Below are 11,578 nucleotides of genomic sequence, written 5' to 3' on the forward strand. Positions count from 1 at the left end.
GCAGGGACGCATAGGCAAGCGAGGCGGCGGCGAATCGGAACTGGGCACCCAGACGGCCGGTTTCTCTGGGGGAACATCGCCTCACGACCTCGCGGGTCACTGCGCTTCCGGCGCGCGGGCCCCTCGCGGTCGCGACGGTGGGGAACTGACAGTCCGCCGGGAGACAGCTCATCGATGGTCAGTCTTCCGTCGCCCACTGGACTGCATCGACCGCGTCCGCGATTCGCCGTTCGGCGCTCGCGCGGCCGGGGGTTCGTTCCCGGTCGTCCTCCCCGACGACCTCTCGGGCGAGCGCCTCGATACGGTCCCGATGCGCCGCGAACGTTTCCGGCGACTCCCGGGCAGCCACGGCGACCAGTTCGAGGAGCAACGCCCGGGCCAGCGGTTCCTCGATCTCCGCTGCGGCGCCGAGGAGCGCGCCGCCGGCGTCCCGTGTCGCGGGGCCCGCGTGGCCGAACGCGCTCCGCAGTCGGGCCCAGTCGGCCGCCTCGACCGTTTCCTCGGGGTGGGTCGCCAGGAGGTCGGCGACGAGGACGAGACGCTTCGTGGCCGTCTCGCGGGGATCGGGGCCGGACTCGGTATCCGCGTCTGCCGCACGGAGCCCCGCCGCGACGCTCGCGACAACGGGGTCGACGTGCGGGGTGACGGCGTCCGGCCGCGCCTCGGCGACCGAGACCAGCACGCTGCGGGCCGCCGGGAACGCGCGGCTCCGCGGCGAGAGCTCTCGGAGCGCTCGAACCACCTGTTCGAGGACGCGCCGGTCGGCGACCGCGTCCGGGTCGATCGCCGCGATGCCGTGGAGTACGACGAGCGCCGCCCTCGCCGTCTCGGACGTCTGTGCGAGCCCGGGGTCGTACTGTCTCGCCAGGACGGCCGCGATCGAGTCGGCGTGCTCGGCCACGCTGTCCGCATGTGCCGAGAGAGGGACGGTGTCGGCCGTGAGGGGGGTTTCCGGGGCGCCGTGCTCGTCGCGTTCGATCTCGCTCTCGGCGAACTGCACCCGGCGGATCGTTTCGAGGAGCGACGTTGCGCCCTCGTGGCCCTGGGGCTCCCGATCGAGCGCCGCAACCAAGTCGTCGACGAACGTCCCGGCGGTGGGGTCGTCCCGGGACCCGAGCGCGTCGATCGGCGTCGTCACGTCGTGGACGTAGTTGTCGTCGTGGATCGGGCCCTCCCGAAGCGCCGACCCCAGCAGGCTGGGATGGGCCGTCAGCAGCACCGGCTGCTCGACGCGGCGGCAGTACTCGGCCACCGCGTAGTGCGGTGGGTCATCGAACCGTTCGACGGCACGGGCCACGTCGTCGATCGTGGTCTCCTGGCTGCCCGCCGCCGGCGAGACGGGGAGCGCACGGATCGCGCGGCCGGCGACCGTCGGGTCACGCGTGGCCGACAGCAGCTCCCGAAGCTCGTCCGTGGGTCGCGCCGCGAGCTCGTCACGGGTCGGGCCGTCGTCCTCGCTCATCTCGTCGCTCCCTTGGCGCCGCCCCAACTTGAATCCGCGTTCAGCGCCCGGCTCCGCGTCGCTTCCTCCCGAGGGAGGGTGCTCACTCGGTCGCGAGCCGGTCGTAGGTGGCGGCGTTTCGTTCCCGGTCGAGCGCGGCGAGCCGGCGAACCGCGGCCACGCGCGTGTCGTCGCTTGTCGTCGTGATCCGGTCGACCAGTGCCAGCCGTTCGTCGTCCCCCGGGGCGGCGAGTGGCCTCGCCGTGGACCGGAGGTACGCGGTGACGGCCGCGGTCTCGACCCCAGCGGCGTCGACGCCGAAGCGCTTCAGGATCGAGCGGATCCGTTCGTCGCCGTAGGGGAGCGCGTAGCCGTTCATCTCGTACACCACCACGGCGGTGTTCAGTGCCGTCCGCTTGTTGCCGTCCACGAACGGGTGCTCGGCGACCAGCAGCCGGAGCAGCTCCGTGGCGGCCTCGTGGACGGTTTCGGGCGCGTGTCCGAAGTGGCCGACCGAGACGGTCGACAGCGCCGACGCCACGGCGGCGGGCGTCCTGACGCCCGGCTCCGAGTCGGGCTGGCCCTCGACGATGTCCTCGTGGACCGCCAGCACGGCCGCGGGGTCGGGGTAGAGTAGCGTCTCCATGTCGGTGTCGTGTCGCGCAGTTCGAACCGCGGGCACGAGGGTGTTGCGGGCGATCGGCAGCCGGGCCGAGGTCGGCTGCCGGTGCGGCGACGCCAGGCGACGCGAACCCGTCGCCGAGCGGCGGGACGGGGCGGCCCTCACTCGTCGTCGCTTTCGTCCTCCAGATCGTCGAGTACGAGCTCCAGCGCCTGCCGCGCCAGTACCGGGTCGAGGTCGGCCTCCTCGACCAGTTCCTCGACGGCCCGTGCGAGCTCGGTCGGCGTGTCGACGCCCGACAGGTCGGGGCCGAAGCCGCGGCCAGTCGGGGCCTGCATGCTGCTCGCCGAGGTGTGCGCGGACTGGGTGCCTGCTTGTGGCTGTCCGGCGGTGACGCCGTACTCCGACGCCTCCTCGGGGCCGTCCGGGAACGCACTCGCCGGGCCGGGTCGCTCGCCGTCAACGCCTTCGGCCAGCAGCACGACCAGGCGCTCCTTGAGGTCGGCCCACTCCTCAGTCGTCAACGCGCCCGTCACGTCGAAAAACGCCATCGGCGGGTAGCGATCGAGGAGCTGGTCGACGAGCACCACCGCCGAGTCGGGGTCGATCTCCGTCATCGTGAACGCCGGGTTGCCGAACAGGAAGTCGGTGTAGCTCCGCGGGTCGTCGCCGTGATCGATCGGGAGGTCGTCCACGAGCGCCTTCGCCCACACGGTTTCGACGCTCTCGGTCCCGGGGTCGATGAACTGGTTGGTGTCCGCCTCGGGGTCGAAGAACGGGTCCGGCGTCATCGGCCTGTCTCCCAGGAGTGGCTCGTGCCGACGATCTCGCCGTCGGACAGGTACGCTTCGTTCTCGTACTCACCGTTACGGGTGCCGTCGTGGACCTTGTCCATCGCCTCGCGCAGCCCGTCGGGAACGAGGTCGTCGAACGGCGTCTCCAACTGGGCGTCCTCCTTGCGGCTCGCCGCTTCGTCGGTCATGCTGGCCGGGGCGGCGCCGTCAGTCGAACCGTCGTCCGTCGACGCCGTCGCGGCCGCCGGCCTGTCGTCGCCCGCCGCGGTGGTCGGTGGGACGCGTTCGATCGAGTCGTCGTACCGAGCGAGTAGCTGGAACATGTTGAGGTGTTGTTTGATGGCGTTCTCGACGGTCTCAGTCGTCAGACGACCGAGACCCGAGAAGTCGCCGACTGCCCGGAAGTCGACGGCGTGGCGGTCGATGTGGTCCGGGTCCCCCGCCGGTTCGTCGCCCCTGAGGAAGGTGATATCGGGCTGCTCGGTGGGCACCTCGTAGGCGTGGACCGACACGTCGCCGTAGTTGATCAGTTCGATCAGGTCGACGCTGTCGTCCGGGAGATCGAGGCGGTCCGACTCAGTCAGAACGGCGTACAGCAGCCCGCGGAGCGGCCGTCCGCTCCATCGGTGGTCGCCGGTCCGAACCCAGTCGTAGCCGAGAACGCCGTCCGCGGGGTCGGGCATCGCCGGCGCCCCGCCTTCGTCGTCCGACTCGTCGTCGACTTGTAGGCCGAGCCAGTGGATCCGCCTGTTCAGCTCGTACCGGGTCTCCCGGAGGTCCTCGCGTTCGGTCGCCGGGTCCGAGCCGCTCCGGGCGGCGATGTACGACTCGCGGCCGTGTTCGAGAGTGTCGTCGATCCACTCGACGACGGCTTGGGGGTCGGTGTCGGGGTCGAACCCGACCGACTCGAGCAGTTCGGTCAGCCGCTCGTCGTCGGTGTCGATCCCCGGCTCGTCGGTGGCCTCGCCCTCCCCATCGGCCGTCGCCGCCTCCGTCTCGAGGCGGCGGTCCGCGATCAGCTCCGCGCCGACGTAGCGGAGCGCGCGCCGGGCTCGTTCCCCGTCGGGGAGCTGGATCTCGTGGTCGCTGTCGGCCGTCGCGATCGTCCGGAGCATCGCCTGCTGGTAGCTGTAGAAGGCGTACAGCCCCTGGTCGTTCGCGCTGCTCCAGATCGGCGGGACCCGGAGTGACAGCCCTGCCCAGTCGAGCAGCTCGTGTTCGTGGTTGCTGGTGAGCCGGCCCTTCCCGCGGTCGGCCGCGTCGGCCAGCTCCGAGAGCGTGGCCACCAGCGGCACCGCCGCGGCGCCCGCCGCCGTGGCCTGTCGCGCCTCATTGCCGACGAAGTCACGCCTGATCGCCGTCAACAGCGCCGCTTCGCCCTCAGAGAGCGTGACCGCGTCGGCGGCCGCCTCGCCGTCGGTGACGGCCGTCGGTCGCCCGTGGCTCACGGTGACCACCATCGGTCGTGCTCCGCGTCGGGGGGTCCGCTGTGGGCCAGTGTCATACGCACTATCAGTTCGTGTGCTCACAAGACGTTTTGGGCCAGGGACGTCCGTTCAGCCGCCGCCTGAACGGTCGCGTAAGCCGGTACAGCCTCACGCCCGTCGGCCGTGTTCGGGACACCCAACGTAAAAACCCGCGTTCAGCCGCCGGGCTGACCGGCCCCTGACGCACCGACGGGCACTACCTCGACCCACGATGGCACTGACAGACCTCCCGAGCGACCTGCCGAACGGCGAGTACGACATCGCGGTCGACGCCGTCGAGCGGGCCTGGAGCGGTGACGACCCCACAGTCACCGCGTTCGTCGAGCTCCGCCCCCGGGATTCGGGGCTCAGCCGGACCGTCAGCACCCCGATCGACGGGGAGGCGTTCCCGGACGAGCCGGCCGAGGGCGGGCGGTACCGGGCCGCCGTCCGCGACAGCGAGATCGCCGACATCTCGCGCGACTGGGAGGGGTCCGTCCGCGAACACGCGAGCGCCGTCGACGACGACCTCGTGTTGCCGCTGAAGCAGTCGACGCCGCTTGCGCCCGGGGCGCTCGACACCCCGTCGATGGCCACCATCGCGCGGAACAAGTCGCTGCTCGTGACGGGCGAGCCCGGCGCCGGCAAGACAGAGGCGATCAAGCTGCTGCTGAACCAGATCGGGGCCGACGACGACACGCCGGTCGTCGTGTTCTCGTACAAGGACGACTACACCGACTGGGCCGAACAGCGGGAGGACGTGGTGAAGCTCTCGACGCGCGACGCCTCGCACGTCTACAACATCTTCGAGGAGATCGACCCCGACAGTCCGGAGGGGGAAGACGAGTTCAAGGAGATGGCGGACGTGCTGTTCAAGGAGCACCGCGCGGGCTCGAAGAACGTGTTCTTCCCCGACGCCGCGAGCAACCTGCTCAGCGGGCTCCTGCGGTACCTGTATCGCGAGGGGAAGCGGGCGGGGGTCCGGCCCGACAACAAGGAGCTGCTCGATTTCATCCGCCGGTTCAGCCAGGAGGAAGCCCACGAGCTGCTCTCCGCGGAGGGCGACGACGGGACCCCGCGCTACTCCGACATCCAGGGCGCTGCCGGGGCGATCACGCCGAAAGCTCGCAAACAGACCGCGGGCGTGTACACCACGCTCCGGCTCATCCTGGAGCGGACGTTCGGGGTGGGCGACCTCTGTCGGAGCAGCGACAGCGGCGAGACCGTGTCGATCCGCGAGTACATGGAGAACCCCGACGGGCGGGTCCTCCTGTTCGACTACCCGATCGCGGAGGGCTCGCGGATCAGGCCCGCGTTCCGGTTCTTCCTGCACCGGGCGATCAAGTACGGGCTCCGGGACCGTGACCAGACGTACTTCGTGCTCGACGAGTTCGCCCGCATCCCCGACGTCACCAACATGGAGGAGCTCATCGACACCGGGCGGGCACGCAACGCCCAAGCGATCCTCGGCCTCCAGAGTGTGAGCCAGCTCGACGACAAGTACGGCGATCTGGCCGGCGACGCGCTACGCTCGGGGATGCTGTACGAGCTCCACCTCCGGAGCGGCGATCGGCGCACCGTCGACTACGCCCGCTTCCGGCTCGGGGGCGGGAGCAAACGGACGACCAACGGGCGCGGGGCCGGCGACGCGGGGGGCAACGAGCCCGCCATCACGAGCCCCGTCGGGGTCTCGCTGATGCAGGAACTCCGGGACGGCGAGGGGTTCCTCGTCACCCCCAACGGCCGGGCTCGCGTGCGCCTGCCGATGTACGCCGAGCTCGACCAGGACACCCGTCGGGCGCTCACGAACCGCGGGTCGCCCCAGTCGCGCGGGGGCGACCGCATCTGGCAGGAGTGATCGATCGCCCGGGGTCCACGGGGTACGCGCTGTGACTCGGGTGGTGGATGAGGCGGTGAAAGGGAACCGTCGCGTGGCGGGTGGCTAGCGTGGCTTCCTCCACAGCCGACGGTAGGTGACGTAGCGTTCCACTGCGAGCCAGAGGCCGCCGATCGCGGTCCCGATCACGTTCGCGAACAGGTCGCCGAAGCTGAAGTATCGGCCGGCGATCTGGCCCTGGAGGAGTTCGATTCCGATCCCGTAGAGGAGGACGGCGACCAGCACTGCGACGCCACGCCGGACGGAGCCCCGGCGCCACTTCGCCGTCGCGTACACCGCCGCCGCCGCGAGGGCGGCGTACGCCGCAAGGTGGAGCTGCTTGTCCCACCACGGACTGGGTGTCGGCGGCGCCGCGACGGTGTCGAGCAGCGAGAAGTAGAAGATCACCGCGACGACGGCGACGACGCCCGCAGCGCGGACGATCCGGGGGAGCAACGGAACGCGAAACTGCCGCATGGGCCGAACCCCTCGCCCGCCACGCAAAAACCTCCCGACTGGAACGTCGGATCGACGATCGCCGGCGTGAAAGGGAGGTTTTTACGCCGCGGCTGACTCCCTTTGGGCAATGAGCGACGTGCGGGAGGCGACCGCGACCCTCCGTTCAGAACGCCCTGGCGTCGACGAGGAGCTCCGGGCTGTGCTCGACATCGACGCCGACAACGAGACGTGGACGTTCGACGACATCCCGCTCGACTCGGGGACGTTCGGCGAACTCGTCTCGCGAGGGATCGTCGAGAAGGCCGACGGTGAGTACCGGGTCGCCGATCGCGAAGCGGTGCAGGCAGTGCTGGACGGCGAGGAGGTCCAGTCGTCTGCGGACGACTCCGCGCCAGCACTGGAGTTCGATATTGATCTCCCACCTCGACGTGTCGGGATCGCGCTCGCCGCTGCGCTCGCGTTCGTCGTCGCCGTGCGACTGGTCGCGTTCCCGTCGGTGTTCCGAAGCGAGCACGTGGTGTTGCTGGGGAACGATCCGTACTACTACCGCTATCTCCTCTTAGAGTCCCTCGAACAGGGGGCAACTGTCACCTCGCTTCCCGACTCGATACTTCTCGGCGAGCCACTGCTGACCGCGACGCTGCTCGCCGCGACCAAGTTGCTGGGCGGGACCGTCGAAGCCGCGGACCTCGTCCTCGCGTGGTACCCCGTCGTCGCCGGGGTGCTGACGGCCGGTGCGGTCTACGTCCTCGCGGTCCAGCTCACCGACGACCGGCGTATCGGTGTCGCGAGCGTCGTGATGCTCGCGGTAACGCCCGTCCATGCCTACCGGACGGCGATCGGCTTTGCGGACCACCACGCGTTCGACTACGTCTGGCTCGCGATCACGGCCGTCGCGGCTGTCGCGCTGCTCCAACGGACGTCGACGACGGATTCGGGAACACGGGAGCTCTTCAGTCCGGTGACGACCGCGCTCGCGGGCGTCGTCAGTATCGGCGTCGCCGGCCAGGTGCTGGCGTGGAACGCTGGCCCAGTCCTCCTCGTGCCGCTGGCTTTCTACGGGGTCGTGCGAGCCACGGCCGCCGTGAATGCGGATGTGTCGCCGCTCGGTGATCTGGTGCTCGCTGGCGCCGTTGGTGTCGGTGGGCTGCTCGCGTTCGCCGTCCACACGACGTTCGGTTGGCAGGAGCCGTCGGTCGTGGTGACGCCGCTGCTTCTCGCCGCCGGACTGGCGGCGGTGATCGGCGTCGGGGAAGTTGCCCGGCGGCAGGAGCTTTCGGCCCAGCTGACGACGGCCACGGTTGTGGTGGCCGGGGGCGTCGTGTTCGCCGTCGCGTACACCGTGGTTCCGGAGTTCGGGGCGGAGTTCACACAGGAACTGGACCGGCTCGTGCAGGCCGGCTCAGTCGCAGGTATCGCCGAGACGGCCTCACTGTTCGGAACGCAGTACGGAACCATCGTTGGCCCCTTCTTCTTCTTCGGGCTGAGCCTCTTCTTCGCGTTGCCGTATCTTGCATGGTCGCTCGTCGGTGGCTGGCAGCGGAATAACCCGATCTGGCTGCTCGTCGGAAGCTACGGCTGGGTGTTCTTCCTGCTCGCGCTCCTGCAGGTCCGGTTCGCGGGGCAGCTCGCGCTGTTCTCGTCGGTGTTCGCGGGCGTCGCCGTTGTCCACCTGAGTGCGATCACGGGCGCGACCGTGCGGCCGGCGATGGTCGCCGACGACGGCCGTGACTCGTGGTCCGACCGCGCGCCGGGCGCGCCGGCGTTTTCAGTTCCGAACCGGCAGACGATCGTCGCGATCGGGTTCATCGTACTGCTCGTCGGTGGGCTCGGTGCCGTGATCAGCCCCGCTCGTACCTCAACCCTCATGGTGAGCGACGAGAGCTACGAGGCGGCGACGTTCATGGACGAGTACGCGACCAACCAAGGGTGGGAGTACCCGCAGAGCTACGTGTTCAGCGAGTGGGGCGACAGCCGGATGTACAACGCGATCGTGAGTGGGGAGTCGCGGGGGTACGGGTTCGCTCAGTCGAACTATGGCAACTTCTTGAACTCGCTGAACGCGTCTGAGTGGTACCAGCGGCTTGATGGTCGAACTGGATTCATCGTCATCGATCGGCACAGCGAACTGTCGAGCGCGGGTGAGGAGACGATGTACAGCCGACTCCACGACTGGGGGAACGGAACGGGGCACTATCGCGGAGTGTGGGCCAGTGACGACGGATCGATGAAGGTGTTCACGCTAGTTCCAGGGGCAGTCGTGACCGGCTCGGCCGAGTCGAACGCGACGGTGACGGCGACGACGACCATCGAGGTTGCGGGGACCGAGGTCACGTACAGTCGGACGACGACGGCCGACGCCTCGGGGAACTACTCAGTGCGCGTGCCGTACGCCGGGACGTACGTGATCGGTGGTGAGGAAGTGACTGTTTCTGAGGAGGCCGTGGAGTCCGGACAGTCCGTGCGCGTTGACGGCGGGTAGGCGTCGGCTAACGCAGTCGGTGTGTTTATCCTTCGTAACGTCTGATAGCTACGTAATGAACGGGGGCTGGCGGTACCGGGTCGGGAGCGCGCTGGGGGTCGCAGTGATCACTGCGATTGCTGTCAGCGTTGTGAACAGCCCGTCCGCCCAGGCCGTTTTGACTTCGGTGCCGCTGTTGGACCGTTTGTCGGCCAGCCCACCGGGAACCGTCGAGGGGATGTACGAGGTCGCGACGACCGTCGCCGTCGTTGTGGCGGCGCTGCTTCCCCTGTATAAGCCGCGTCCACGTCGGATCCTCGACGCGGTCGTGCTTGCCCAGAAACGCGTGCTCGTTGGCCTGCTCGCGCTAGCAGCGATCGGCTACTTCGACTACTCCTACCGACTGCCCCGGCTGGCACTGCTCGCAGTAGCGCCGGTACTGCTGACCGCACTCCCGGCATGGTTCGTCTGGATGCGGCGCAAGCCGTCGAGCGAGTCGGAGCGGGCGATCGTCGTTGGCGACGATCCGGCAGAGATCGAGCGTCTGGTTCCGGATATCGACGTGCCGTTGCTAGGGTACCTCTGCCCAACGATCGCGTTCGAGGTGTCGGATGAGTCGGCAGCGGCGCCGATGGTCGCCGACGGCGGCGTCGCGAGTCTGGATCGATTGGGCGGGCTCTCTCGGATCGAGGACGTGCTCGTGGAGTACGACGTGGACACGGTGGTGCTGGCGTTCGAGCACACCGACCGTGCGGAGTTCTTCGGGGCGCTCGACGCGTGTTTCGAGCACGGCGTCGACGCGAAAGTCCACCGCGATCACGCGGATCAGGTGTTGACTTCCGGCGACGATGTGGGGACCCTCGTGAACGTGGACGTGGAGCCGTGGGACGTCCAGGACTACGTACTGAAACGGGGGTTCGACATGGCGTTTTCTGTGGTGGGGTTGGTGCTGTTGAGTCCCGTGATTCTCGGGGTCGTGGCGGCGATCAAACTAGACGACGGCGGGTCGGTGCTGTACGAGCAAGAGCGGACAGCCGTGTTCGGCGAGACGTTCGACGTATTCAAGTTCCGGTCGATGGTGCCCAAAGGCGAGTCGGCGACGCCCGTCGAGGACGAAGAGAACGACCGTATCACTCGGGTCGGGCGTGTGTTACGACGCACGCATCTCGACGAGATTCCACAGCTCTGGTCGATCTTGGTGGGCGACATGAGTGTCGTCGGCCCGCGAGCAGTGTGGACAGAGGAAGAGTCGCTGTTGGAGGCCCAAGAGCGGTCCTGGCGGAAACGATGGTTCGTGAAGCCGGGGTTGACTGGCTTGGCGCAGGTGAACGACGTCAAGAGTACGAATCCGGAGGAGAAGCTCAGGTACGACCTCCAGTACGTGAAAGAGCAGTCGTTCACGCTGGATGTGAAGCTAGTCGTTCGACAGGTGTGGAAGGTCTGTATCGACGTGGTGAACACGGTTCGGAATTGACCAGGGCTGGTCGCCGAAAGATCAGGAGAGTCCCAACAGTCCGAGAATTGGCGAGAGACAACACCCGTCTATCGACAGAGAACTCTCCGAAAGTCGCCCACCGAATCGGTTTTGCCGGCCGGGTCGCACTTGGGAGTATGCTCCATCGGCTCCGTGCGACTGCCCCCGCGGCGCTGGTGCCGTTGGCGTGGGGGTTCGCCGCCGCTGCCCACACGGAACTGCTCACGGCACACACCGTCCTCGTCGGCCACGTCGTGATGACTATGCTCCTGATCACGTTCGCCGGCCTCTCGTGGCGAGAGATGCGCACCGATCCGGTCTTACGGGCGTGGCTCGCCGTCATCGTCGCCGGGATACCCGTCACGCTCGCGGGGGCCTACGGGGTCGCGACAGGGGAGTTGCTCGGCACTCAACTCGCCGTGTTCAGCTGGATGCTGCTCCCGACACTCGCCCTCGTGCCGACCGCGCGTCATGTGGGTGGCGCCGACGGCCTAGACCGACGGTACACGCTGGCGACGGGGCTCGCCGGCCTCGGAGCGCTCCTGTTCTTGCTTCCGGGCAGTTCGCTGGTCCTCGCCGCGATCGCGCTCGTCGGCGCGGGACAGACCCTCTCGATTCTTGTGGCGGTGTGGGACGCGGAGCTCGCCGACTGATTCGGCATCGGCCAATGAGGGCTCCGTCGTCGCCAGTACTACAGAGCGTCTAGAGTCCGGAATCAGGCGTGAGCAAGCGCGTGTAGGCAGTCCCCCGGTACCGTCGATGAACCAAGGGGCAGTCACGCAGCAGTGGGCAACCATGCCGTGTTGGTACTCTGATCGTCACTAGCTCCAACCGCGTGGCGTGCCAGCGACGCCGATGCAGAGTTGAGCACCAATCTCCCGATCGACCACACTGTGGCGGGACAGCGGTCCAACGCAGGCCCGCGAAACGTCGCGCCAGGCGTGAGGAGCAAGTTTAGTACCCGGCTGTCTCGATCGAGACGTCG

At 68.5% G+C, this 11,578-nt stretch carries 9 protein-coding genes; 4 read left to right on the forward strand and 5 right to left on the reverse strand.

Annotated features, from left to right (window positions below):
- Positions 1 to 178: 178 nt before the first annotated feature.
- The 4 genes from ACQUSM_RS11730 to ACQUSM_RS11745 form a co-directional block, all read right to left on the reverse strand.
- Positions 179 to 1,462 carry a hypothetical protein gene (locus ACQUSM_RS11730; protein WP_435118781.1) on the reverse strand — a complete coding sequence of 428 codons (1,284 nt, stop codon included), beginning with the start codon at positions 1,460 to 1,462 and terminating at the stop codon, positions 179 to 181.
- An 82-nt stretch (positions 1,463 to 1,544) separates the two neighbouring features.
- On the reverse strand, positions 1,545 to 2,087 hold the full coding sequence (locus tag ACQUSM_RS11735; RefSeq protein WP_435118783.1) for a type II toxin-antitoxin system death-on-curing family toxin: 543 nt from the start codon (positions 2,085 to 2,087) through the stop codon (positions 1,545 to 1,547).
- A 137-nt stretch (positions 2,088 to 2,224) separates the two neighbouring features.
- Positions 2,225 to 2,854, reverse strand: a complete 630-nt coding sequence (locus tag ACQUSM_RS11740) for a hypothetical protein (RefSeq protein WP_435118785.1) — start codon at positions 2,852 to 2,854, stop codon at positions 2,225 to 2,227.
- Positions 2,851 to 4,317 carry a hypothetical protein gene (locus ACQUSM_RS11745; RefSeq protein ID WP_435118787.1) on the reverse strand — a complete coding sequence of 489 codons (1,467 nt, stop codon included), beginning with the start codon at positions 4,315 to 4,317 and terminating at the stop codon, positions 2,851 to 2,853. The genes ACQUSM_RS11740 and ACQUSM_RS11745 overlap by 4 nt, the downstream gene beginning before the upstream one ends.
- A gap of 238 nt (positions 4,318 to 4,555) precedes the next feature.
- Between ACQUSM_RS11745 and ACQUSM_RS11750 the strand changes: the two genes are divergently transcribed.
- Positions 4,556 to 6,181: a type IV secretory system conjugative DNA transfer family protein gene (locus ACQUSM_RS11750; protein ID WP_435118789.1), complete on the forward strand. Its 1,626-nt coding sequence runs from the start codon at positions 4,556 to 4,558 to the stop codon at positions 6,179 to 6,181.
- An 84-nt stretch (positions 6,182 to 6,265) separates the two neighbouring features.
- Here the strand turns inward: ACQUSM_RS11750 and ACQUSM_RS11755 are convergent, their stop codons facing one another.
- Positions 6,266 to 6,676: a VanZ family protein gene (locus ACQUSM_RS11755; protein ID WP_435118791.1), complete on the reverse strand. Its 411-nt coding sequence runs from the start codon at positions 6,674 to 6,676 to the stop codon at positions 6,266 to 6,268.
- 109 nt (positions 6,677 to 6,785) lie between these two features.
- Here ACQUSM_RS11755 and ACQUSM_RS11760 point away from each other — a divergent pair, with 109 nt between their 5' ends.
- From ACQUSM_RS11760 to ACQUSM_RS11770, 3 genes are all read left to right on the forward strand, one after another.
- Positions 6,786 to 9,140, forward strand: coding sequence for an STT3 domain-containing protein (locus tag ACQUSM_RS11760; protein ID WP_435118793.1), 2,355 nt, complete (start codon positions 6,786 to 6,788; stop codon positions 9,138 to 9,140).
- Between the two features lie 55 nt (positions 9,141 to 9,195).
- Positions 9,196 to 10,593, forward strand: coding sequence for a sugar transferase (locus tag ACQUSM_RS11765; RefSeq protein WP_435119701.1), 1,398 nt, complete (start codon positions 9,196 to 9,198; stop codon positions 10,591 to 10,593).
- Between the two features lie 137 nt (positions 10,594 to 10,730).
- Positions 10,731 to 11,246, forward strand: a complete 516-nt coding sequence (locus ACQUSM_RS11770; RefSeq protein WP_435118795.1) for a hypothetical protein — start codon at positions 10,731 to 10,733, stop codon at positions 11,244 to 11,246.
- Positions 11,247 to 11,578 lie beyond the last annotated feature (332 nt).

Origin of the sequence: Halolamina sp. C58 (assembly GCF_051195095.1) — an archaeon.
Classification (GTDB): Archaea; Halobacteriota; Halobacteria; order Halobacteriales; family Haloferacaceae; genus Halolamina.